The sequence below is a fragment of the Amycolatopsis sp. NPDC104587 genome, from assembly GCF_055583645.1.
Map to the genome: position 1 here is coordinate 262,223 of NZ_JBVJNO010000008.1, position 21,984 is coordinate 284,206.

General features: G+C 71.0%; 23 protein-coding genes and 1 riboswitch. Of the genes, 20 read left to right on the forward strand and 3 right to left on the reverse strand.

What is annotated here, in order from left to right; translation table 11 throughout:
* The first annotated feature begins 114 nt into the window (after window positions 1-114).
* The 11 genes from rsmD to ACZ61C_RS26260 all read left to right on the forward strand — a co-directional run bounded on the left by rsmD (window position 115) and on the right by ACZ61C_RS26260 (window position 8,194).
* Complete coding sequence (gene rsmD, locus ACZ61C_RS26210) at window positions 115-675, forward strand: 16S rRNA (guanine(966)-N(2))-methyltransferase RsmD (RefSeq protein WP_465310464.1); 561 nt, start codon at window positions 115-117, stop codon at window positions 673-675.
* A gap of 53 nt (window positions 676-728) precedes the next feature.
* Complete coding sequence (gene coaD, locus ACZ61C_RS26215) at window positions 729-1,214, forward strand: pantetheine-phosphate adenylyltransferase (protein ID WP_465310465.1); 486 nt, start codon at window positions 729-731, stop codon at window positions 1,212-1,214.
* Window positions 1,215-1,307: 93 nt separating this feature from the next.
* Window positions 1,308-2,003: a ribonuclease domain-containing protein gene (locus ACZ61C_RS26220; RefSeq protein WP_465310466.1), complete on the forward strand. Its 696-nt coding sequence runs from the start codon at window positions 1,308-1,310 to the stop codon at window positions 2,001-2,003.
* A gap of 95 nt (window positions 2,004-2,098) precedes the next feature.
* Window positions 2,099-2,827: a DivIVA domain-containing protein gene (locus ACZ61C_RS26225; protein WP_465310467.1), complete on the forward strand. Its 729-nt coding sequence runs from the start codon at window positions 2,099-2,101 to the stop codon at window positions 2,825-2,827.
* A 128-nt stretch (window positions 2,828-2,955) separates the two neighbouring features.
* Window positions 2,956-3,558, forward strand: a complete 603-nt coding sequence (locus ACZ61C_RS26230) for a YceD family protein (protein WP_465310468.1) — start codon at window positions 2,956-2,958, stop codon at window positions 3,556-3,558.
* Between the two features lie 71 nt (window positions 3,559-3,629).
* The gene (rpmF, locus tag ACZ61C_RS26235) at window positions 3,630-3,812 is read left to right on the forward strand and encodes a 50S ribosomal protein L32 (protein WP_013223689.1); all 183 of its coding nucleotides are present in this window, start codon (window positions 3,630-3,632) and stop codon (window positions 3,810-3,812) included.
* Between the two features lie 13 nt (window positions 3,813-3,825).
* Window positions 3,826-4,593 (forward strand): ribonuclease III, encoded by a 768-nt coding sequence (gene rnc, locus ACZ61C_RS26240; protein WP_465310469.1) that lies wholly within the window; start codon window positions 3,826-3,828, stop codon window positions 4,591-4,593.
* Window positions 4,594-4,951: 358 nt separating this feature from the next.
* Entirely contained in the window at window positions 4,952-5,821 is an 870-nt protein-coding gene (gene mutM, locus ACZ61C_RS26245; protein WP_465310470.1) for a bifunctional DNA-formamidopyrimidine glycosylase/DNA-(apurinic or apyrimidinic site) lyase, read from the forward strand.
* A 58-nt stretch (window positions 5,822-5,879) separates the two neighbouring features.
* On the forward strand, window positions 5,880-6,305 hold the full coding sequence (locus ACZ61C_RS26250) for an XRE family transcriptional regulator (RefSeq protein WP_465310471.1): 426 nt from the start codon (window positions 5,880-5,882) through the stop codon (window positions 6,303-6,305).
* A 177-nt stretch (window positions 6,306-6,482) separates the two neighbouring features.
* On the forward strand, window positions 6,483-7,013 hold the full coding sequence (locus ACZ61C_RS26255; RefSeq protein WP_465310732.1) for a hypothetical protein: 531 nt from the start codon (window positions 6,483-6,485) through the stop codon (window positions 7,011-7,013).
* Window positions 7,010-8,194: an MAB_1171c family putative transporter gene (locus ACZ61C_RS26260; protein ID WP_465310472.1), complete on the forward strand. Its 1,185-nt coding sequence runs from the start codon at window positions 7,010-7,012 to the stop codon at window positions 8,192-8,194. Before ACZ61C_RS26255 ends, ACZ61C_RS26260 begins: the two co-directional genes overlap by 4 nt.
* Before the next feature lie 141 nt (window positions 8,195-8,335).
* Here the strand turns inward: ACZ61C_RS26260 and ACZ61C_RS26265 are convergent, their stop codons facing one another.
* Window positions 8,336-9,241, reverse strand: coding sequence for an SMP-30/gluconolactonase/LRE family protein (locus tag ACZ61C_RS26265; RefSeq protein ID WP_465310473.1), 906 nt, complete (start codon window positions 9,239-9,241; stop codon window positions 8,336-8,338).
* A 94-nt stretch (window positions 9,242-9,335) separates the two neighbouring features.
* Here ACZ61C_RS26265 and ACZ61C_RS26270 point away from each other — a divergent pair, with 94 nt between their 5' ends.
* The 3 genes from ACZ61C_RS26270 to ACZ61C_RS26280 all read left to right on the forward strand — a co-directional run bounded on the left by ACZ61C_RS26270 (window position 9,336) and on the right by ACZ61C_RS26280 (window position 12,028).
* A complete protein-coding gene (locus ACZ61C_RS26270) occupies window positions 9,336-9,659 on the forward strand; it encodes a PadR family transcriptional regulator (protein WP_465310474.1) in 324 nt (107 codons plus the stop codon).
* Window positions 9,656-10,903 carry a DUF1700 domain-containing protein gene (locus ACZ61C_RS26275; RefSeq protein ID WP_465310475.1) on the forward strand — a complete coding sequence of 416 codons (1,248 nt, stop codon included), beginning with the start codon at window positions 9,656-9,658 and terminating at the stop codon, window positions 10,901-10,903. The genes ACZ61C_RS26270 and ACZ61C_RS26275 overlap by 4 nt, the downstream gene beginning before the upstream one ends.
* A gap of 219 nt (window positions 10,904-11,122) precedes the next feature.
* On the forward strand, window positions 11,123-12,028 hold the full coding sequence (locus ACZ61C_RS26280) for an alpha/beta fold hydrolase (RefSeq protein ID WP_465310733.1): 906 nt from the start codon (window positions 11,123-11,125) through the stop codon (window positions 12,026-12,028).
* Between the two features lie 231 nt (window positions 12,029-12,259).
* Here ACZ61C_RS26280 and ACZ61C_RS26285 read toward each other — a convergent pair whose 3' ends face one another.
* The gene (locus tag ACZ61C_RS26285) at window positions 12,260-12,781 is read right to left on the reverse strand and encodes a YflT domain-containing protein (protein ID WP_465310476.1); all 522 of its coding nucleotides are present in this window, start codon (window positions 12,779-12,781) and stop codon (window positions 12,260-12,262) included.
* Window positions 12,782-12,993: 212 nt separating this feature from the next.
* Between ACZ61C_RS26285 and ACZ61C_RS26290 the strand changes: the two genes are divergently transcribed.
* The 4 genes from ACZ61C_RS26290 to ACZ61C_RS26305 are packed head-to-tail and all read left to right on the forward strand — an operon-like array spanning window position 12,994 to window position 17,177.
* A complete protein-coding gene (locus ACZ61C_RS26290) occupies window positions 12,994-14,358 on the forward strand; it encodes a glutamine synthetase family protein (RefSeq protein WP_465310477.1) in 1,365 nt (454 codons plus the stop codon).
* On the forward strand, window positions 14,339-15,049 hold the full coding sequence (locus tag ACZ61C_RS26295; protein ID WP_465310478.1) for a gamma-glutamyl-gamma-aminobutyrate hydrolase family protein: 711 nt from the start codon (window positions 14,339-14,341) through the stop codon (window positions 15,047-15,049). Before ACZ61C_RS26290 ends, ACZ61C_RS26295 begins: the two co-directional genes overlap by 20 nt.
* Entirely contained in the window at window positions 15,046-16,410 is a 1,365-nt protein-coding gene (locus ACZ61C_RS26300) for an aldehyde dehydrogenase family protein (RefSeq protein ID WP_465310479.1), read from the forward strand. Before ACZ61C_RS26295 ends, ACZ61C_RS26300 begins: the two co-directional genes overlap by 4 nt.
* Entirely contained in the window at window positions 16,410-17,177 is a 768-nt protein-coding gene (locus ACZ61C_RS26305; RefSeq protein ID WP_465310480.1) for a 3-oxoacyl-ACP reductase, read from the forward strand. Before ACZ61C_RS26300 ends, ACZ61C_RS26305 begins: the two co-directional genes overlap by 1 nt.
* Here ACZ61C_RS26305 and ACZ61C_RS26310 read toward each other — a convergent pair.
* The gene (locus tag ACZ61C_RS26310; RefSeq protein ID WP_285454732.1) at window positions 17,174-17,371 is read right to left on the reverse strand and encodes a hypothetical protein; all 198 of its coding nucleotides are present in this window, start codon (window positions 17,369-17,371) and stop codon (window positions 17,174-17,176) included. The two genes, ACZ61C_RS26305 and ACZ61C_RS26310, sit on opposite strands and share 4 nt — an antisense overlap.
* 72 nt (window positions 17,372-17,443) lie before the next feature.
* Here ACZ61C_RS26310 and ACZ61C_RS26315 point away from each other — a divergent pair, with 72 nt between their 5' ends.
* Complete coding sequence (locus ACZ61C_RS26315) at window positions 17,444-18,739, forward strand: helix-turn-helix domain-containing protein (protein ID WP_465310481.1); 1,296 nt, start codon at window positions 17,444-17,446, stop codon at window positions 18,737-18,739.
* 184 nt (window positions 18,740-18,923) lie between these two features.
* Window positions 18,924-19,017: riboswitch (glycine riboswitch) on the forward strand.
* Between the two features lie 135 nt (window positions 19,018-19,152).
* Window positions 19,153-21,984 (forward strand): aminomethyl-transferring glycine dehydrogenase, encoded by a 2,832-nt coding sequence (gene gcvP / locus ACZ61C_RS26320; protein ID WP_465310734.1) that lies wholly within the window; start codon window positions 19,153-19,155, stop codon window positions 21,982-21,984.

Genomic DNA, 21,984 nt, shown 5'->3' on the forward strand with positions numbered 1-21,984 from the left:
TTGACAGCTTCTGGATCGCCTCCGAGGGCGAAGAACGACTCTACGCGTTGGGTGCGGCGGGTTCACCAATGTCCCGGCCATCAGTGCGCCGTGTCATCCCCGCACAATCAGGGGGTGACCAGGATCGTGGCCGGGACGGCGGGCGGGCGGCGGCTGAAGGTGCCGCCGAAGGGCACCCGGCCGACGTCGGAACGTGTACGGGAAGCCCTGTTCAACGCCCTGGAGACGGCCGGCGAGGTGGACGGCGCCCACGTCCTCGACCTCTACGCGGGCTCGGGCGCGCTCGGTCTCGAAGCCCTCTCCCGCGGCGCCGCGGACGCCCTGTTCGTGGAGTCCGACCGGCGCGCGGTGGACGTCCTGCGCGGCAACGTCGCGGCTCTGGGACTGGGCGGCACAGTCCGGCCGGGGGCGGTCGAAACTGTGGTCGCGGCGCCCGCGCCCCGGCCGTTCGACCTGGTGCTGGCCGACCCGCCGTACGCCGTCGACTCGGCCGCACTGGGACGCGTGCTCGCCGCGCTGGCCGCGGGCGGCTGGCTGGGGGAGTCCGCGCTGGTCGTCGTCGAGCGCGCGGCCCGCGACGGCGAGCCGGACTGGCCGGGCGGCTTCGAGCCCTCGCGCGCGAAGAAGTACGGCGACACGGCGGTGTACTGGGCGGAGTACGCGGCTGTGGTGTGAACCACCCCGCGGGGGACGGGCGGGCGGCGGCCGGGCACGGTAGCGTCCGCGCCATGCGGCGTGCGGTCTGTCCCGGTTCCTACGATCCGGCCACCAACGGGCACCTCGACATCATCGAGCGGGCGGCCCAGCTGTTCGACGAGGTCGTCGTCGCGGTGGGGGTGAACAAGAGCAAGAAGGGCCTCTTCGAGGTCCCCGAACGGCTCGACATCCTCCGCGAGATCACCGCGAAGCTGGGCAACGTGCGGGTCGACTCGTGGGAAGGCCTGCTGGTCGACTACTGCCGCGACAACGGCATCGCGGCGATCGCGAAGGGCCTGCGCTCGGTCAGCGACTTCGACTACGAGCTGCAGATGGCCCAGATGAACCGCGAGCTCACCGGCGTCGAGACGCTGCTGATGGCGAACAACCCGGCGTACGGGTTCGTGTCCAGCTCGCTGGTCAAGGAGGTCGCGGCGCTCGGCGGCGACATCGAGCACCTGGTGCCGGCCGTGGTGTACGAGCGCCTCTCGGAGAAGTTCCCGAAGCTCGGCGCCTGACCGGCCCCTACGTTCGTCGGGACTTGCGGCCGTTACCGCGCGAGTTCACGTTCTCGTCTTCTGACGATCATTCGATCGAGCTACGGTCCGAAAATGACCAACAATCGATCACGCCTGGTCGCGATCCTGTTCGCGCTCCTGGCCACGTTCTCCATGGGGGTCACCGCCGCCGAAGCGGTGACGAACACGACGGCCGCCCAGAACGCGTGCGGGAACCTCTCCGGCTTCTCGCACACGACGCTCCCGGCCCTGCCCGCCGAGGCGACGACGACGTACAACCTGATCCAGAAGGGGGGACCGTTCCCGTACCCGCAGAACGACGGTGTCGTCTTCGACAACCGGGAAGGCATCCTCCCGTCGTGCGCGTCGGGCTACTACCACGAGTACACGGTGCCGACGCCCGGCTCGAGCAACCGCGGCACGCGCCGCATCGTGACCGGCAGCGGCGGCGAGTACTTCTACACCGGTGACCACTACGCGACGTTCAAGGTCATCGACATCTCCGGCGGCGGCCAGACGCACGCGTGCGGCGACCTGTCCGGCCTGACGAAGATCGGCTACTCCCAGCTTTCCGCGGCGGCCCGCACGGTGGTCGACAACGTCCGAGGCGGGGCGTCCAGCAGCACGACCTACGAGAACCGGGAAGGCGTGCTCCCGGCCTGCGCGTCCGGCTACTACAAGCTGTTCAACGTCGGCACGAACGACCGCGTGATCTCCGGCAAGGCGGGCGAGCTCGCCTACACGCCCGACCACTACGTGACGTTCAAGCGGATCGACCTGAGCTTCTGACGTTCGTGAGGGGACACGCCCGGCGCCGTGCGCTTTCACCGGTTCGGCGCCGGGTACGGGCAGACTGATCTCAGCGACAGGGGATTGGAGTTGCCGTGTACCGGGTTTTCGAGGCGCTCGACGAGCTCGTCACCATCGTCGAGGAGGCGCGCGGCGTCCCGATGACGTCCAACTGCATCGTGCCCCGCGGCGACGTGCTCGAGCTCCTCGACGACGTGCGGGACGCGCTGCCGGCGGAGGTCGACGACGCGCAGGACGTGCTCGACAAGCGCGACGACCTGATCCACGCCGCCCGCAAGGAGGCGAGCGAGACGGTCGCCGGCGCGAACGCCGAAGCCGAGCGCGCGCTCGCCGACGCCACGGACGAGGCCGAGCGCATCATGGCCGACGCCCGCGCCCGCGCGGAGCAGATGCTCGCCGACGCCCACGACCAGGCCGACCGCACGGTCGCGGCGGGCCAGGCCGAGTACCAGAACCTCACCGACCGCTCCCGCGCCGAGTCCGAGCGCATGATCCAGGCCGGCCGCGACGCCTACGACCGAGCCATCGAGGACGGCCGCGCCGAGCAGGGCCGCCTGGTCGCGCAGACCGAGGTGGTCCAGGCCGCGCACGCGGAGTCGGCCCGCATCGTCGACGAAGCCCACGCCGAGGCCGACCGCCAGCGCGTGGACTGCGACGCGTACGTCGACGGCAAGCTGGCGGAGTTCTCGGAGCTGCTGGCGACAACGCTGAGGACGGTCGACTCGGGCCGCAACCACCTGCGCTCCCCGGCCAACCTCCCGAACAGCGGCGGCCGCCCGACCCTGTACGACTACCAGGTGTGACGCTGGTCTCCGCTCGGTCTGCCGGGCTCCGGTCCTAGCGTCGCGACACCGGGGCCGCGCCGCCGTCCGTCCGACCTGCGCGGGTGCCAGCTCGAAAGAGGTCGCGCCCCCTGCGTACCCTGGACGGGATGTCCGAGAACAAGACCCCCCAGCTCGACGACCGCAGCCCCTGGGTGATCGACACCCGTGAGCTCGGCCGTCACGCCGGCCTGAGCCGCGCTATCACGCGCAGCGTGCCGGTGGAGACGCCGCTCGGCGTCCCCGACGTCATCACCATCGACGCCGGCTCCGAACTCGAGCTCGACCTGCTGCTCGAGTCCGTCGTCGAAGGCGTCCTGGTCAGCGGCACCGCGAAGGCCACGGCGAAGGGCACCTGCGCCCGCTGTCTCGACCCGCTGACCGAAGAGGTCGAGGTCGAGGTCCAGGAGCTGTTCGCCTACCCGGGGTCGGCCACCGAGGAGACCACCGACGAGGACGAGATCCCCCGGCTGGTCGACGACAAGATCGACCTCGAGCCCATCGTCCGCGACGCCGTCGTGCTGGCCCTCCCGCTGGCGCCGCTGTGCACCGAGGACTGCGCCGGGCTCTGCACGGAGTGCGGCGTCAAGTGGGCCGATCTCGAGCCCGGACACGGGCATGAGAAGATAGACCCTCGGTGGGCCGCACTGGTCGAGCGTTTCGACGAGAATGCGGGCGAAAAGCCTGCGCCGGGTCCCGCTGAGCAAGCCTGACGAGCGCCCCAGCTCGTTGCGGAGGAAGTTCGCTCGCGACCGCGAGCAGACCGTCATAAGGAGATCTACTCGTGGCCGTCCCGAAGCGGAAGATGTCGCGATCCAACACGCGCTCCCGCCGCAGCCAGTGGAAGGCGGCTCCGGTGCAGCTGGTGCCCTGCTCCAACCGCGCCTGCAAGCAGCCGAAGCTCCAGCACATCGCGTGCCCGTCGTGCGGCCAGCACAACGGCCGCCAGGTCGTCGAGCCCGCCTGATCGGGTAGCCGACATGGGGGGCAAGACGCCCGGGGGACCACCGGCCGATCCGGCGCCGTTGCTCGAAGCGCTCGGGGTCACACTCGACCCCGAGCTGCTCGAGCTGTCGCTGACCCACCGTTCGTACGCGTACGAAAACGGGGGCCTGCCGCCGAACGAGCGGCTGGAGTTCCTCGGTGACGCCGTGCTGGGCCTGGTCGTCACCGACCACCTCTACACCACGCACCCCGACCTGCCCGAAGGTCAGCTCGCGAAGCTCCGCGCCAGCGTCGTCAACATGCACGCGCTGGCGCGGGTCGCCCGCGGGCTCGGCGAGGGCGGGCTCGGGGCGCACCTGCTGCTCGGCAAGGGCGAAGAGCTCACCGGCGGCCGGGACAAGGCGAGCATCCTCGCCGACGGCCTGGAAGCCGTGATCGGCGCCGCCTACCTGGCGCACGGCATCGAGATCGCGCGCAAGCTCGTGCACCACCTCTTCGACGGCCTGCTCGCCGAAGCGCCGTTGCGCGGGGCGGGGCTCGACTGGAAGACGAGCCTGCAGGAGCTGACCGCGTCGGCCGGCCTCGGCGTGCCCGAGTACAAGGTCGAGGACACCGGTCCGGACCACCGCAAGGAGTTCACGGCCACCGTCCTCATCGCCGGCCGCCCGCTGGGCAACGGCACCGGGTCGACGAAGAAGGAAGCCGAGCAGAAGGCCGCCGAGACGGCCTGGCGTTCGCTGTCGGCCGAGCTCGAAGCCGAGAAGGCCGAGAAGGCCGAGAAGAACGACGACCCGGAGTCCTGAGCACCGGGAACCTCCGTTGACGATTCCGCCCGCCTCTCAGTAGCGTGATGATCATCCGCCGCGCTGGTACTCGCTGAGAGGTTGGGCGGATGCGTCTTTTCTCCTTCCCTTGATCGCGATCGCGCCGGTTCGACCCTGACGATCAAACGGTCCGGCACCACCTCCGCGCCGGTCACGGTCATCACCGAGCACGTTGGCAAGACCACCATCACCGGCTCGAAGACCTTCTCGTTCGCGAGCGGCAACCACGCTGCCGAGCGGGTCGACGGTCAAGTACGCGACCCGGGTGCCGCTGGTGAAGGCCGACGTCGGACCGGCCGCGCCGTAAACTGTCGTACCCGGCGGGCACAATGGTCGTATGCCCGAACTTCCCGAGGTCGAAGTCGTCCGAGTGGGCCTGCAGGCACACGTCGCGGGCCGGACCATCCACGCGGCGGAGGTCCTGCACCCGCGGGCCATCCGCCGGCACGCGCTCGGCGCGGAGGACTTCACAAAGCGGCTGGCCGGCACCCGCGTCGAGGCGGCGCGGCGCCGCGGCAAGTACCTGTGGCTGGAGCTGTCGGACAAGGAGGCGCTGCTGGCCCACCTCGGGATGAGCGGGCAGATGCTCGTCCAGCCCGAGGGCGCGCCGGACGAGAAGCACCTGCGGGTGCGGCTGCGCTTCGACGACGACGGCCCGGAACTGCGCTTCGTCGACCAGCGGACGTTCGGCGGCCTGGCCCTGGACGACCTGCACGACATCGGCGGCGAGGTGCTGCTGCCGGACACGATCGCGCACATCGCGCGTGACCCGATGGACCCGGCGTTCGACCTCGACGCGGCGGTGCGCGCGCTGCGGTCGCGGCGCACCGAGGTCAAGCGGGCCCTGCTCGACCAGACGCTCGTCTCGGGCATCGGCAACATCTACGCGGACGAAGCCCTGTGGCGCGCTCGCCTCCACTGGGCCCGCCCGACGGAGAAGCTGACGCTCGCGAAGGGCCGTGAGCTGCTGTCGGCGGCGTCGGACGTGATGAACGCGGCGCTGGGCGCGGGCGGCACGTCGTTCGACGCGCTGTACGTGAACGTCAACGGGCAGTCGGGGTACTTCGACCGGTCGCTGGACGCGTACGGCCAGGAGGGGCTGCCGTGCGGCCGGTGCGGCACGGCGATCCGGCGGGAGCCGTTCATGAACCGGTCGTCGTTCTCGTGTCCGCGCTGCCAGCCGCGGCCGAGGGCTAGCTCGCGTTGATTAATGGTGTTCGCCTTTCAGCTAAGATGAATGTGCCTGGCAGCTGAGGGAGTGCATCGTGGTCAAGGAGCCCGGAAAGTCGACGCTGGCCGACAAGATCGACCAGCTGTTCCACGTGGTCCGCAGGCCCGATCGGGAGCCGTACAGCAACGAAGAGGCCGCGAAGGCCTGCCGCGAGGCAACGGGGGAGAGCTTCTCGACGACCTACCTGTGGCAGCTGCGCACCGGCCGCCGGGACAACCCGACCAAGCGTCACCTGGAGGCGCTCGCCCAGTTCTTCGGCGTGCCTCCGGCATACTTCTTCGACGACGAGCAAAGCAAGAAGATCGCCGAAGAGCTGGCCCTGCTGGGCGCGCTGCGTGACGCGGGAGTCCGGGACCTGGCCCTGCGCGCGGTGACCCTGTCGGCCGACGGGCTCGACACGATCAGCGACATGATCGACGCGATCGCCCGTCGCGAAGCCGGCCGCGGGGGAGCGAAGTAGCAGGCCGGAACCGCGCGGAGGGTTCGGGATCGGCTGGGGAGTGATCTGCCGGCCGGAGTCTTCTAGGCTGACCCGAGGCGGGGAACGTGATCGGCCGGTCGGAGGCGGTTGAGGGTGGCGAAGGCTGAGGTGGCAGGGCTCTGGCAGCGGCTTTCCGCGCGCCGGCCGAGCCGCGCCCTGTGGCGGCGCGCCCGTGAGGTCGCCGACGCCGTCAGCCTGCCGGAGCCGTTCGACGCCGAGCGGTTCGTCGCGAGCCTGGCCGCCGGCCGCGGCCGCCCGATCGAGCTCATGCCGGTCAGCGCCCCCGAAGGCGCGCCGTGCGGGCTGCTCATGAGCACCGATCGCGCCGACTACATCCTGTACCCGACGAACACGACCGCCCTGCACCGGCGCCACATCCTGCTGCACGAGGTCGGGCACCTGCTGTGCGGGCACACCGGGGCCGACGCCGGCGCGGACGGCGTCGCGATCGACGCCGCGGCCGGCCGTCAGCTGATGCCGAACCTTTCGCCGGAGCTGGTCCGGCGGGTGCTCGGCCGCACCACGTACACGGAGGTCCAGGAGCGGGAGGCCGAGCTCGTCGCGAGCCTGCTGGCCCAGCGCGTCGTGCGGCCCGAAGAGCCGCGCGAGCCGGCGCCGGACGTCCCGGACGGCCTGCGGAACTTCGACTCGCTGTTCGGCGGCCGGTCCCGCCGCCGCGCGCCGTGACCGAGACCCTCGCGTACCTCCTGTGCGTGGTGGGGTTCGCGGGGTTCGGGTACAAGCTGATCGAGGCCCGCCACAGCCAGCCGGTGCGCACGATGTGGTTCCTCGCCGGGTTCGGCATCTGCATCGCCACCGGCATCCTGGTGCTGACCCCGGCGATGGAGGCGTTCGTCGGCCCGGGCCCGCTCGCCGAGTGGGTCCTGACCCTGGCCGGCGACGAGCTGAAGCTGGGGGCGATCGGCTTCGCGGTGGCGTTCACGCAGTCGGTGTGGAGGGGTGAAGGCGCGCGCCTCACCCCGCACGGGCTGTTCACCGGAGCGGCGATGGTGCTGCTGGCGGTGTGCTTCGCGCTGTCCGAGCCGCAGCGCGTCGGCGACGAGACGGTTTTTTCGCCCGGCACGCTGCCGTTCGCGCTGGGGGACAAGGCCGTGTTCCTGATCTACAGCCTGGTCAGCCTCGGGCTGCTGATCACGGTGTTCACCCGCAGCGCGTGGCACGCCGAGCCGGGCCCGCTGCGCGCCGGGCTCTGGCTGCTGGTGGTGGGGGTGGGCGCGGCGATCGCGTGGACGTTCTGGGACATCGACGACGTCCGCCGCCTGGCCCAGTCGGCGAGGATCGGCGCCCGGGAGGACCTGCCCTCCTCGGTCTTGGCGGCGACGACGATCTGTTTCGTGACGGCCGGCGCGACGCTCAGCGCGTGGTCACCGGCGGTGTCGTCGGTGGTCGGGCGGGTGCGCGCGTACCGCGCGTACCGGCGCATCGAGCCGCTGTGGAAGGCGCTGCGCTCGGCGGTCCCGGGCATCGCACTGGACCCGGGCCGCGAGCTGACGGCGGGCGCGGAGTTCGCGCTGTACCGCAGGGTGATCGAAATCCGCGACGGCCATTTGGCGCTGCGAGCCCACTTCGACCCGGCCCTCCCGGCGCGGGTGGAGGCGGAGGCCCGCCGGGCGGGAGTCCGCGAACCGGACTTGGCTCCCACGGTGGAGGCCGTGACCCTGGCAGCGGCGATCGAGGCTGGTAGGGAGGGCCGCCGTTTCGAGCAGGCGGAGGGAGTGCCGTTGGCACCACTGGAGGCCGAGGCGGACGCGGACGTCGCCGCAGAGGCGGCTTGGCTGGTCCGGGTGAGCCGGGCGTGGCAGCGAGACGCGGTGCTGACCCGGGTCCGGCAGGGCGCGCTGCGCTGAGGGCGGTGGGGTCGACCGGAAGCCGCGCTGGGCGGCTTCTGACCGCGGCCTAGTCGGGGCTGCGCTGACCGAGCCGCGAGCGGGCGGAGCCGGCAACTTCGCGTCGCCAGCCAGCCAGCCAGCCAGCCAGCCAGCCAGCCCTCACCGCGGGTAGCGAGCCCCGTTCACCGTCACCCTCAGCGTGTACACCGAGCTCGAAGCCGTGATGAACAGCTCGTTCCCGCGCGCCCCGCCGAAGGTGAAGTTCGAACAGATCTCCGGCACCCTCAGCTTGCCGATCCGGGTTCCGTCCGGGGCGAAGCAGTGCAACCCGTCGTGCGCGGCCGCCCACACCTGGCCCTCGCTGTCGACCCGGATGCCGTCGAAACCGCCGCTGTCGGACGTTGCGAACACCTCGCCACCCGTCAGCTTTCCGTTGTCCCGCACCTCGAACACCCTGATGTGACTCGGGTCCTGGCGCGTGTCGGCGATGTACAGCAACGACTCGTCGGCCGAGAAGGCGAGGCCGTTCGGGCGGGAGAAGTCGTCCGCGACGATGCGGACCTCGCCGTCGGACGGGGACACCCGGTACACGTGACAGCCGCCGATCTCGCTCTCGGCTCGGTACCCCTCGTAGTCGCTGTCGATGCCGTAACTCGGGTCGGTGAACCAGATTGACCCGTCCGAGTGCTCGACCACGTCGTTCGGGCTGTTCAGCCGCTTGCCCTCGAAGTGCGACGCCAGCACCGTGATCGAGCCGTCGTGCTCGGTGCGGGTCACCCGGCGCGGGCCCTGCTCACAGCTGATCAGCCGTCCGGCGCGGTCGACAGTGTGCCCGTTCGCGTACTCGGACGGCTGACGGAAGACTCCGACCCGCCCGGTTGTCTCGTCCCAGCGCAGCGTGCGGTTGTTCGGGATGTCGCTGAACACCAGGTACCGCCCGGCCGGGAAGTACGCCGGCCCCTCCGTCCAGCGGCAGCCGGTGTGCAGGCGCTGCATCCACTCGTCGCCGTTGACCCGCGCGAAGCGGTCGTCGAGCACCTGGAAGTCCGTCTTCACCAGATCCATGGGCCAACCCTAACGAGATTCCCGTTCGGGCCCTCGCCGTGCACACTACTGTGCAATGCGTGGTACCTTTCCAAGCGTAAGACTGGAGGGTGCAGTGGAGATCAGTCAGCTGCTCAAAGGGGTGCTCGATCTGGCCGTGCTGGCGGTGCTCCGCGAGGACGACGGCTACGGGTACGACGTCCTGCGAAGACTCCGGGCCGCCGGCCTGGACGAGGTGGGGGACGCGTCGGTGTACGGGACGCTGCGCAGGCTCTACAAGGCCGGCCTGCTCACCTCGTACGTGGTGCCCAGCGAAGAAGGGCCCCACCGCAAGTACTACAGCCTGAACGAGCCGGGCCGGCTCCGCCTCGCGGAGTCGGGGAAGACCTGGCAGAGCTTCGCATCGACGATGAACGTGCTTTTGGGAGAGGCAGCATGAGCGAGAAGCCGACCGCCGTGCGGGTGTATCTGGCGCGGGTCCGCACCGCGCTCGCCGACCTGCCCGCGAGCGAAATCGAAGAGATCCTCGAAGACGTCCGCCCGCACCTGGCGGAGCTGGAGGCCGAGCTGGGGGAGGGCGCCCGCGTCGAGGCGCTGATCGAACGGCTCGGCTCGCCGGAGAGCTACGCCGCCGAGCTGCGCGCCTCCGGGGGCTACCCGGCGCCGGCCGAGGGGGCGACGCAGGTGCTCACCACCACCAAGAGCCCGAGCCTCGCGAAACCGCGGATCGCGTTGTGGGGCCTGGTGATCTGCGCGCTCGGGCTGGCGATGCTGTCGTTCGGCGCCGCCGTGTCCATCGACCCGGACGTGCTCGCGGGCCTGCTGCTGTTCCTCCCGGTGTTCCTGGTCAGCCTGTTCCTGCTGCTGCGCGGCGGGGTCGAGCCGGTGCTGGCGCTGCCGGAAACGGTGTGGCTGCGCGGCGCGCTGGCCAAGGGGCGCGAGCAGGAAGAATCCGGGAAGGTGCTGCGGTACCTGAGCTCGCTCAAGCCGGCGTGGTGGATCCTGTGCGCCGTCACGCTGATCGCGTTCGGGGTGCTGCTCATGCTCCGGCAGCGGAACGCGGTGCTGATGCTGCCGTTCCTGCTCGTCGCGGGGGCGGGGATCGTGTGGGCCGGCCCGCGGGTGCGCGGCGACCGGCGGCTGCTGTGGCTGGCCGTGCCGGTCTCGGCGTTCGTCGTCGGCGGCGCGCTGGGCGGGTTCGGCGCCGCGGTCGACCTCATCTCGAACCGGAACGCCTACCAGAGCTCGCCGTCGTCGTACTACCAGACGTCCGACCAGTACGGGAACGACCAGCTGAGCTACGGCAGCCACGAAATCGAGAACGTCTACGCGTTCGACGCCGAGGGCAAGCCGCTGACGGAGGTCTACCTCTACGACGAACAGGGCCGGCCGATCACGCTGACCCGCTACGGCTGCGAGCGGTCCAGCGGCACCAAGGAGAAGATCGGCGAGGACAACCGCTTCCCGCGGCCGCGGGTCGAGCAGGGCGTCACCGACAACCAGGGCAACTACAACGGTTACAACGGCTACCGCTCGGCCTGCCGCGAGGACCCGAACGTGCCGTTCAGCGCCGCGATCCCGAAGGTGACGGCGCCGACGCCCACGCCCACGACCACCCCGCCGGCTTCGACGACCACGCCGTCGACCACCCCGCCGACGACGCCGACGACGCCGACGCGGTGAAAGCCCTCAGGAGTGGAGGTCGGGGCCGCTCCTGACGCGACGAAGGCCGCCTCCGGACCCGATCCGGGGGCGGTCTTCGGCCTTTCGCGGTGTTCACCCGATCCGAACGTGGGCGAAACGCGGGCGTGCTGAGCTGGACGCGTGCCACTCACCGAGGTCGGGGCGGACGGCTTCGCCCCGCGCACCCGCGTCGTCCACGGGTACGAGCGCGCCTACCGGATGGCCGGGCGCGGGCCCGCCCTGCTGTTCCTGCACGGCATCGGCGACGACTCGGCGACGTGGCTGGAGCTGCTGGCCTCGCTCTCGACCGACCACACGGTGATCGCGCCCGACCTGCTCGGCCACGGCGCTTCGGCCAAGCCGCGCGCGGACTACTCCGTCGCGGCCTACGCGTGTGGGATGCGCGACCTGCTGACCACGCTCGACGTCGACCGCGTGACGGTGATCGGGCATTCGCTCGGCGGTGGCGTCGCGATGCAGTTCGCCTACCAGTTCCCGGAACGCTGCGAACGGCTGGTGCTGGTCGGCTCGGGCGGTGTCGGGGCGAGCGTGCACCCGCTGCTGCGGCTGGCCGCCGCGCCGGGTGCGGGGCTGGTGCTGCCGCTGCTGGGCACGCGCCCGGCGCTGACGGCGCTGCGCGGGCTCGCCGGGCTGCTGCGGGTGTCCGAGGGGCTGGGGCTGGGGCCGGACCTCGACTACGTGGTGACGCGCTACGTCCGGCTGCTCGAGCCGGGCACGCGCTCGGCGTTCCTGCGGACGCTGCGGTCGGTCGTCGACTGGCGCGGGCAGGTGGTCAACATGCTGGACCGTTGTTACCTGACCGAGGGGATCCCGACGCTGCTCGTGTGGGGGACCGACGACCGGGTGGTGCCGAGCGGCCACGCGCGGCGCGCGCACCGGGCGATGCCGGGCAGCAGGCTGGTGCTGTTCGAGGGCGCGGGCCACTTCCCGCACCGGTCCGACCCGCGGCGGTTCCTGGAGATCCTGCGCGAGTTCTTGGCTGAGGCGCCCCCGGCCGAGTACGACCGCGGCCGGTGGGGCGAGCTGTTGCGCACGGGCCGGCCAGCGGGTTCTCCCGACCCGGCCGGGGCCGACGACGTGCCGGCGGTGTCCTCGGGGACCTGAGCAGCCCCCGTTTTCCACGCTACCGGCGGCTACCGACAGTTCCGGCGCGGTCGGCGCGAGTTGTCCACAGGGAGGGGCAAGCGCCCAAGGCGGCCTTGGTTGCGTCTGACGCCCCCAATGTGGCCTTCGGTGCGTCAGACGCACCGAAGGCCACATTGGGGCGCTCCGGACCGCCGGACGCGACGAAGGCCGCCTCCGGAACACCGGGAGCGGCCTTCGATCTTCAGCGGGTCAGTGGCCGAAAGCGCTCCGCGCCGCGAGGTCCGCGAGCAGCTCACGACCCTTCTCGGCGTTGCGCGGCTGCGACAGCACGTCGTATCGCCGGGCCACCAGCTGGCTCTGCGAGATGAACCCGCGCTTGTTGCGGTTCGCCGCGTAACCCAGGGCCCCGAACAGCAGGTTGAACCCGAGACCGGCGACCAGGCCGATCACGATCGGCACCAGTCCCGCGCCGGGGTTCAGCAGGCTGAGCACCAGGCCGAGGAACACACCGAACATCGCGCCGGACGTCGCCGCGCTGCCCAGCACCTTGCCCCAGGACATCTTGCCCGCGATCCGCTCCACGAGCATCGGCTCGACGCCCACGATCGTGACGTCCGTGACCGGGAAGTCCGTGCCCGCGAGGTGGTCGACCGCGCGCTGTGCCTGCTCGTAGGACTCGTACGAACCGATCGGCCAGCCGGTGGGCAGGGTCGGCAGCTGGGGCCGGGCCTGCTGCTGTCCGATCGTGGTCTGCGTGAATGCTGTGGTCATCGATCTCACCTCTCCTGCCCCGTTCAACGTGGGAGTACCCCGGATTCCTCCCGTCGAGCGGGAATTCACAGACTCTTCTCAGCCGGGCAAACCGCGCATACCGGCTCCCGAGTCAATGGCTCAAGAAAATACCTTTGTTCCGGTTGACCGTCGCGGCGTCACCGGGTAGGAAGAAGCCGCAAAGGATTCGCATCAAACCTTTGGGGCAGCTGATGGCACGCAGGCGAGGCATGCTCACGCTGGACGAGCTCCGGGCGCGCGTGGACGCGGGCACGATCGACACCGTGCTCGTCGCGCTCACGGACATGCAGGGCAGGCTCCAGGGCAAGCGCTGCTCGGCCGAGTACTTCCTGGACGAGGTCGTCGGCCACGCGACCGAGGCCTGCAACTACCTCCTGGCCGTGGACGTCGACATGAACACCGTCGACGGCTACGCGCTGTCCTCCTGGGAGAGCGGCTACGGCGACTTCGTGCTGCGTCCCGACTTCGAGACGCTCCGGGAGATCCCCTGGCAGGAGGGCACCGCGCTGGTGCTGGCCGACGTCGAGCGGGTGCAGGGCGGGTCCGTCGACGTCTCGCCGAGGCAGATCCTGCGCCGGCAGCTCGACCGCCTCGCCGAGCGCGGGCTCGGCGCCTACGTCGGGACCGAGCTCGAGTTCATCGTGTTCGAGGACACCTATGAAGCCGCCTGGGACAAGCGCTACGCCGGTCTCAAGCCCGCCAATCAGTACAACGTCGACTACTCGATGCTCGGCACCGCGCGCCTCGAGCCGCTGCTGCGCCGCATCCGCAACGAGATGGCCGGCGCCGGCCTCTACCCCGAGTCCGCCAAGGGCGAGTGCAACCCCGGCCAGCAGGAGATCGCCTTCCGCTACACCGACGCGCTCACCACCTGCGACAACCACAGCGTCTACAAGAACGGCGCCAAGGAGATCGCCGCGCAGGAGGGCAAGAGCCTCACGTTCATGGCGAAGTACAACGAGCGCGAGGGCAACTCCTGCCACATCCACATCAGCCTGCGCTCGACCGAAGGCCGCGCGGTGCTCGCCGGTGACAACGAACACGGCTTCTCGAAGCTGATGGAGCACTTCCTCGCCGGCCAGGTCGCCGCGCTGCACGAGCTGACCTACTTCCTCGCGCCGAACATCAACTCCTACAAGCGGTTCGTGCCCGGCAGCTTCGCGCCGACCGCGATCGCCTGGGGCACCGACAACCGCACCTGCGCGCTGCGGGTCGTGGGCCACGGCGAGTCGCTGCGCGTCGAAAACCGCGTGCCGGGCGGGGACGTCAACCCGTACCTCGCCGTCGCCGCGCTGATCGCCGCCGGTCTGTACGGCATCGAGAACGAGCTGGAGCTGGAAGAGCCCTTCACCGGCAACGCCTACCACTCCGACCGCGGCACGGTGCCGACCACGCTGCCAGCGGCCGCCGCGGCGCTCGCGGGCAGCGAAATCGCCCGGAGCGCGTTCGGCGACGACGTCGTCGAGCACTACCTGAACGCGGCGAAGATCGAGGTGGACGCCTACAACGCCGCCGTCACCGACTGGGAGCTCATCCGTGGTTTCGAGCGCCTCTAAGCCCGTCATCGGGCTCACCAGCTACCTCGAACCCGCGAAGTTCCTGGTCTGGGAGACCGAAGCCGTGCTGCTGCACCGGGTCTACGTCGACTGCGTCGTCGCGGCCGGCGGCGTCCCGGTGGTGCTGCCCCCGGTGTCCGACGCGTACGACGAACTCGTGTCCACTGTGGACGGCCTGGTGCTCACCGGCGGCGCGGACGTCGAGCCGGAGCGCTACGGCCAGGAGCAGCACCCGGCCACCTACACCCGGCCGAACCGCGACGCCTTCGAATTCGGCCTGTTCGCCGCGGCGCGCGGAGCGGGCAAGCCCGTGCTCGGCGTGTGCCGCGGCCTGCAGGTGATGAGCGTCGGCCTCGGCGGCACCCTGACCCAGCACCTGCCGGAAGCCCGGGACACCACCGAGCACCAGCCCGCGCCCGCGACGTTCGGCCGGGGCACCGTCACCCTGGCCGAGGGCAGCCGGGCCGCCGCGATCCTCGGGTCCGAGACGAAGACGCTCTGTTACCACCACCAGGCCGTCGACCGCCTCGGCGCCGGCCTGGAACCCGTCGGCTGGGCCGCCGACGGCACAGTCGAAGCCGCCGAAGTCCCGGGTGAGTTCACCCTGGGCGTCCAGTGGCACCCCGAGCAGGACACCGACGACGTCCGGCTGTTCCAGGCCCTCGTCGAAGCGAGCAAGGAGCGGAAATGACGACGTTCGACGTCCTGAACCCCGCCACCGAGGAGGTGGTGCGGACCGTCCCCCAGACCAGCGCCGAGGAGACCGACGCGGCGATCGCCCGCGCCCGGGCGGCGTTCCCAGCGTGGCGCGACGTCACCCCCGGCGACCGCGCGCGGCTGCTGCGCCGCTTCGCCGACGCCGTCGAGGCCGACATCGAAAACCTCGCGCGGCTCGAGGTCGAGAACTCCGGGCACACCATCGGCAACGCCCGCTGGGAGGCGGGCAATGTCCGCGACGTCCTCAACTACTACTCCGCGGCGCCGGAACGCCTGATCGGGCAGCAGATCCCGGTGCCGGGCGGGGTCAACGTCACCTTCCACGAGCCGCTGGGCGTGGTCGGCGTGATCGTGCCGTGGAACTTCCCGATGCCGATCGCCGGCTGGGGTTTCGCGCCCGCGCTCGCCGCCGGGAACACCGTGGTCCTCAAGCCCGCCGAGCTGACGCCGTTGACCGCCATCCGGCTCGGCGAGCTGGCGCGCGAGGCGGGCATCCCGGAAGACGTCTTCCAGGTGCTGCCCGGCAAGGGATCCGTGGTGGGACAACGGTTCGTGGACCACCCGGGTGTGCGCAAGGTCGTCTTCACCGGTTCCACCGAGGTCGGCAAGCAGATCATGGCCGGCTGCGCGGCGCAGGTGAAGCGCGTGACGCTGGAGCTGGGCGGCAAGAACGCGAACATCGTCTTCGCCGACGCCGACCTGGAGAAGGCCGCGGCCACCGCGCCCTACGGCGTCTTCGACAACGCGGGCCAGGACTGCTGCGCGCGGTCGCTGATCCTGGTGCAGGCGAGCGCGTACGACCGCTTCATGGAGCTGCTCGAACCCGCGGTGCACGGCGTCGTCGTCGGCGACCCGGGCGATGAAAAGACCGAGATGGGCCCGCTGATCTCGGCCGCGCACCGGGAGAAGGTCGCCTCCTACGTGCCGGACGACGCGCCGGTCGCGTTCCGCGGCACCGCGCCGGAAGGCCGTGGCTTCTGGTTCCCGCCGACCGTCCTCACCCCGCCGGACCTGCGGCACCCGGCCGCGGCGGACGAGGTCTTCGGCCCGGTCGTCGCCGTCGTGCCGTTCGCCGAAGAAGCCGACGCGCTGCGGATGGCCAATGCGACCGAGTACGGCCTGTCCGGGTCGATCTGGACCCGCGACGCCGGCCGCGCGTTCCGGGTGGCGCGTGGCGTCGAAGCCGGCAACCTGTCGGTCAACTCGCACTCTTCGGTGCGCTACTGGACGCCGTTCGGCGGGTTCAAGCAGTCCGGCCTCGGCCGCGAGCTGGGCCCCGACGCCGCGGCGGCGTTCACCGAAACCAAGAACGTCTTTCTGAGCACGGAGGAGTAATGGTCCAGCGTTTCGAAGGCCGCGTCGCGGTGATCACCGGCGGCGCGAGCGGCATCGGGCTCGCCTCGGCGCGCCGTCTGGCGAGCGAAGGCGCGAAGGTCGTCATCGCGGACCTGACGCCGGTCGAGGGCAAGGCGGCCGCCGACGAGATCGGCGGCGCGTTCGTCCAGACCGACGTCACCGACGCCGAGCAGGTGGAGAGCCTCTTCCACACCACGGTCGAGCAGTTCGGCTCGGTCGACGTCGCGTTCAACAACGCCGGCATCTCCCCGCCCGAGGACGACTCGATCCTGACCACCGGCATCGACGCGTGGGAGCGGGTCCAGCGGGTCAACCTGACGTCGGTGTACCACTGCTGCAAGGCCGTCCTGCCGCACATGCAGCGCCAGGGCCGCGGTTCGATCATCAACACGGCGTCGTTCGTCGCGGTGATGGGTGCGGCGACGTCGCAGATCTCCTACACCGCGTCCAAGGGCGGGGTCCTCGCGATGAGCCGCGAGCTGGGCATCCAGTTCGCGCGGGAGAACATCCGCGTCAACGCGCTCTGCCCGGGGCCGGTCAACACGCCGCTGCTCAAGGAGCTGTTCGCGAAGGACCCGGAACGCGCGGCGCGGCGGCTGGTGCACGTGCCGGTCGGCCGGTTCGCCGAGCCCGAGGAGATCGCCGCGGCGGTGGCGTTCCTGGCCAGCGACGACGCCAGCTTCATCACGGCGTCCCAGTTCCTGGTCGACGGCGGCATCTCCGGCGCGTACGTCACCCCGCTCTAACGCTTGGTCGGTTTCTTGACGCCGTAGACCTCCCGCAGGTAGCTCCAGGCGGCGTTGAGCTTCTTGCGCTCTTCGGAGACGAGCCGTTCGCGGCGCCGCAGCACGCGAACGGCGATCTCCGAGGCGAGGAACGCGCCGGCGGCGAAGGTCAGAACGCCGACGATCAGGGTCAGGGCGATGACAGTGGTGGTCATGGTCACCAGCGTCGAGCCGGCGTGGGCGATTTGTCCCTGCGCAAAACTAGCGGGTTTCGTTAGCTTTGTGAGGTGACGCACTGGCGCGCCGACGAGTGGGCGGAAGCGGTCCGGGCCGGCCTCCGCGCGAGGGGGCTTTCCTTCGACGAGGCCGCGCGACGCATCGGCGTCCCCACCTCGACCCTGCGCAGCTGGGTCGAGCACCGGCACGCGCCGAAGGTGACCGTCTTCGACCACTGGGCCCAGCTCGCCGAGGTCACCGGGCTCGGCGAAGCGGACCTCCTGCGCGTCGCCGGTGTGCTGCCCGACTCCCTGGCCAGCCCGGTGCACGTCGCTCACGCCGCGAAGGCGCTGCGGGAAGGCATCGACCAGGCCGGGCAGTTCCTCCGGCAGGCCACCGCGCTCGTCTACTCCTCGCCCGGCACCCAGGTCGCCAACCTCATCGCCGCGTCGCCGGTCGACTGGGAGATGCGGATCCGGTCCGCCACCCGCGGGGACGAGGTCCGCGTCACCTACCACCACTACGTCGGGATCGTGCCGCCACGGGACTTCCCGCACGACGACGCCGAGGTGCGGCGGATCCTCGAGCACGAAGTCCTCGGCGAGCTGTGGCGGCCGCTCGGGCTGTACTGGCGGGTCGCCGAGGTGCACGACTGGCACGAGCCGCCGCGGCTGGTCATCCAGGTGCCCGAGCAGGAGGCGACGCGCCCGCCCGCGCCGTCGCCGGTCGTGGCCGCGCCGCCGGTTGTCGTGCTGTCGCCGATCTGGGGGTACGGCGAGCTGCTCGCGTCGCTGGTCGCCGACGGGCTCGGGTTCGGCAACGTCGACTTCCGCTACTTCGGCCTGCCCGACACGATGGCCGACCGGGTCCGGATCACCGCCCGTGAGCTGGCCGAACCCGCGCCGCGGCTGGTGCACTCGGTGCCGCCGATCATGCTGCTGCACGGCCTGGCGGTCCCCGACCTGACCGGACGGCTCCCGGTCGTCGTCCGCTACGGCCCCCGGATGCGGGCGCGGGCCGCCCGGATCTATCGCGAGCCGCTGCTCGACGCCGGGTTCGCCGACCCCTTGGCGGGCGCGCGGGCGATCGAGGAAGCGGTGTCGGTGCCCCCGGGCCACGCCCACTTCGAGGTGACGCTGGCCGACGAGGACGTCTTCGACGGCGACCGCCCGAGCCTCGACCGGCTCAACGACACGGTGGCTTGGCTCGCGGAACAGATCGTGGAGCAGGTGCTCCTCGGCGCCGGGCACCCGCCCGTGCCGCTCGGCGGTCCGTTGAAGCGGCTGGTGCTGCCTTCGGGCCGGGTGCGCCGGCCGCCCGCGCTGGCCAGCCAGGTGGTCCGCCGGGCCGCCGGTACCCAGCTCTAGCGCCCCAATGTGGCATTGGGTGCGTCTGACGCACCCAATGTGGCCTTCGGTGCGTCTGACGCACCGAAGGCCACATTGGGGCGCTTGGGGCCTGGGCGAGGATCACTGTGGCATTGCCCGTGTGAAGTAGACTGATCTCGCAGGCGGCAGGTACGGTAACCGCCACAACTGCAGATCGGGCCGTCGAGCCGAGGCGGGAGAGCCCTCACGAACGTGGTGGGGCACCGAAGGAGCAAACTCCCCGGAATCTCTCAGGTAACCGCTACCGCTTCGCGCGAGGCCACTCTGGAAAGCAGGCGCACCCGCGCCTCACCCAAGGTGAAAGCCGTGTCGCACACGGTGAAACTCTCAGGTGCCATGACAGAGGGGGAGTTCCCAGCGCACCCGTGTGCGCCCGGCCTGAGGAGCTCCCGATCACTTCTACGCAGTTCGACGCCCGCCACATCGGCCCGTCCGAGGCCGAGCGCGCGAAGATGCTGGCCGAGTGCGGTTACGGCAGCCTGGACGCCCTCGTCGGCGCCGCCGTCCCGAGCGCCATCCGCGCGACCCGTGAGCTCACCCTCCCGCCGGCCGCGTCCGAAGAGGACGCCACCGCCGAGCTGCGTGCTCTCGCCGCGCGCAACCGGCCGATGACGCAGATGATCGGCCTCGGCTACTCCGACACCGTCACCCCCGGCGTGATCCGCCGCAACGTCCTCGAGAACCCGGCCTGGTACACGGCGTACACGCCCTACCAGCCGGAAATCTCCCAGGGCCGGCTCGAAGCGCTCCTCAACTTCCAGACGATGGTCGCCGACCTGACCGGCCTGGCCACCGCGAACGCGTCCCTGCTGGACGAGTCGACCGCCGTCGCCGAGGCCGTCACGCTCATGCGCCGCGCGTCGAAGTCCAAGTCGAACAAGGTCGTGCTGGACGCCGAGTGCCTGCCGCAGACCATCGCCGTCGTGCGCACCCGCGTCGAGGCCCTCGGCATCGAGGTCGAGGTCCGCGACCTGCTCACCGGCCTCCCGGACGAGTTCTTCGGCGTCGTCGCCCAGTACCCCGGCGCGTCCGGCGTGCTGCGCGGCCGCGGCTTCTACCACGCGATTTCCGAGTCGGCGAAGGCCGCGGGCGCGCTGTTCACCGTCGCCGCCGACCTCCTCGCGCTGACGCTGATCACCGCCCCCGGTGAGTTCGGCGCCGACGTCGCCGCCGGTTCGACGCAGCGCTTCGGCGTCCCGCTCGGCTACGGCGGCCCGCACGCCGGGTTCATGTCCGTCCGCGCCGGGCTCGAGCGCTCGCTGCCCGGGCGCCTGGTCGGCGTCTCGGTCGACGCCGACGGCAACTCCGCCTACCGGCTGGCGCTGCAGACCCGTGAGCAGCACATCCGCCGCGAGAAGGCGACGTCCAACATCTGCACCGCGCAGGTCCTCCCGGCCGTGCTGGCCGCGATGTACGCGGTCTACCACGGCCCGGACGGCCTCAAGCGGATCGCGCAGCGCGTCCACGGCCTCGCCGCGGGCTTCGCCGACGCTCTCCGCAAGACCGGCGTCGAGGTGGTCCACGAGTCCTTCTTCGACACGGTCATCGCGCGTGTCCCCGGCCAGTCCGCCGAGGTCCACGCTGCCGCCCGCGAGGCCGGGATCAACCTCGGCCACGTTGACGCCGACCACGTGCGGGTCGCCTTCGACGAGGTCAGCACGCCCGCGATCGCCGCGAAGGTCTTGAAGGCGTTCGGCGTCGAAGAAGACATCCAGGACGGCGTCGCGCTCCCCAACGGTCTCGCCCGCGAGAGCGGCTTCATGGGCCACGAGGTCTTCGGCACCCACCGTTCCGAGACGGCGATGCTGCGCTACCTGCGCAAGCTGTCCGACCTGGACTACGCCCTCGACCGCGGCATGATCCCGCTCGGCTCCTGCACGATGAAGCTCAACGCCACCACCGAGATGGAGCCGATCAGCTGGCGCGAGTTCGCCGGCATCCACCCGTTCGCGCCGGCCGAGGACGCCGAGGGCTACCACACGCTCGTGGGGCAGCTGGCGGACTGGCTGGCCGAGGTCACCGGCTACGACAAGGTGTCGCTGCAGCCGAACGCGGGCAGCCAGGGCGAGCTGGCCGGGCTCCTCGCGATCCGCGCATACCACCGCGCGAACGGCGACGAGGCTCGTGACGTCTGCCTGATCCCGTCGTCCGCGCACGGCACCAACGCCGCGTCCGCGGTGCTCGCCGGGATGCGCGTGGTCGTCGTCAAGTGCACCGACGAGGGCAACGTCGACCTGGCCGACCTGCGGTCCAAAGTCGAGAGCCACCAGGACACGCTCGCCGCGATCATGGTGACCTACCCGTCCACGCACGGCGTGTACGAGCACTCCATCGACGAGCTGGCCAAGATCGTCCACGACGGCGGTGGCCAGGTGTACGTCGACGGCGCGAACCTCAACGCCCTGCTGGGCCTAGCCAAGCCGGGCGAGTTCGGCGGCGACGTCTCGCACCTGAACCTGCACAAGACCTTCTGCATCCCGCACGGCGGTGGCGGCCCCGGTGTCGGCCCGGTCGCGGTGCGCGCGCACCTCGCGCCGTACCTGCCGAACCACCCGCTGCTCGACGCCGCGGGCCCGGAAACCGGCGTCGGCCCGATCAGCGGCGCGCCCTACGGCTCGGCGTCGATCCTGCCGATCTCGTGGGCCTACGTCCGGATGATGGGCGCGCCAGGCCTGACCGCCGCGACGAAGGTCGCCGTGCTGGCCGCGAACTACGTGGCCTCGCGGCTGGCCCCGCACTACCCGGTGCTCTACACGGGCCAGGACGGCCTGGTCGCCCACGAGTGCATCCTCGACCTGCGGCAGATCACCAAGGAGACCGGCGTGACGGTCGACGACGTCGCGAAGCGGCTCATCGACTACGGCTTCCACGCGCCGACCATGTCGTTCCCGGTCGCGGGCACGCTGATGGTCGAGCCGACCGAGTCCGAGGACCTGGGCGAGATCGACCGGTTCTGCGATGCGATGATCGCCATCCGCGCCGAGATCGACGAGGTCGCGGCGGGCAAGTGGAACGCGGAGGAGTCGCCGCTGCGGGGCGCCCCGCACACCGCGGAGACGCTGGTCGGGGAGTGGGACAAGCCCTACAGTCGCGAGCTGGCCGTGTTCCCGGCCGGGGTGTCGCGCAAGAACAAGTACTGGCCCCCGGTGCGGCGCATCGACGGTGCCCGCGGGGACCGTAACCTCGTCTGCTCCTGCCCGCCCCTCAACGCTTACGAAGGCTGA

What these genes read in the sequence shown, in the direction of transcription:
- mutM (WP_465310470.1), top strand. Translation starts at nt 4,952, where the DNA reads ATGCCCGAACTTCCCGAGGTCGAAGTCGTCCGAGTGGGCCTGCAGGCA.
- ACZ61C_RS26310 (WP_285454732.1), bottom strand. Translation starts at nt 17,371, where the DNA reads ATGACCACCACTGTCATCGCCCTGACCCTGATCGTCGGCGTTCTGACC.
- ACZ61C_RS26290 (WP_465310477.1), top strand. Translation starts at nt 12,994, where the DNA reads ATGGCACGCAGGCGAGGCATGCTCACGCTGGACGAGCTCCGGGCGCGC.
- rnc (WP_465310469.1), top strand. Translation starts at nt 3,826, where the DNA reads ATGGGGGGCAAGACGCCCGGGGGACCACCGGCCGATCCGGCGCCGTTG.
- coaD (WP_465310465.1), top strand. Translation starts at nt 729, where the DNA reads ATGCGGCGTGCGGTCTGTCCCGGTTCCTACGATCCGGCCACCAACGGG.
- ACZ61C_RS26265 (WP_465310473.1), bottom strand. Translation starts at nt 9,241, where the DNA reads ATGGATCTGGTGAAGACGGACTTCCAGGTGCTCGACGACCGCTTCGCG.
- ACZ61C_RS26305 (WP_465310480.1), top strand. Translation starts at nt 16,410, where the DNA reads ATGGTCCAGCGTTTCGAAGGCCGCGTCGCGGTGATCACCGGCGGCGCG.
- ACZ61C_RS26280 (WP_465310733.1), top strand. Translation starts at nt 11,123, where the DNA reads ATGGCCGGGCGCGGGCCCGCCCTGCTGTTCCTGCACGGCATCGGCGAC.
- ACZ61C_RS26230 (WP_465310468.1), top strand. Translation starts at nt 2,956, where the DNA reads ATGTCCGAGAACAAGACCCCCCAGCTCGACGACCGCAGCCCCTGGGTG.
- ACZ61C_RS26275 (WP_465310475.1), top strand. Translation starts at nt 9,656, where the DNA reads ATGAGCGAGAAGCCGACCGCCGTGCGGGTGTATCTGGCGCGGGTCCGC.
- ACZ61C_RS26220 (WP_465310466.1), top strand. Translation starts at nt 1,308, where the DNA reads ATGACCAACAATCGATCACGCCTGGTCGCGATCCTGTTCGCGCTCCTG.
- ACZ61C_RS26300 (WP_465310479.1), top strand. Translation starts at nt 15,046, where the DNA reads ATGACGACGTTCGACGTCCTGAACCCCGCCACCGAGGAGGTGGTGCGG.
- ACZ61C_RS26285 (WP_465310476.1), bottom strand. Translation starts at nt 12,781, where the DNA reads ATGACCACAGCATTCACGCAGACCACGATCGGACAGCAGCAGGCCCGG.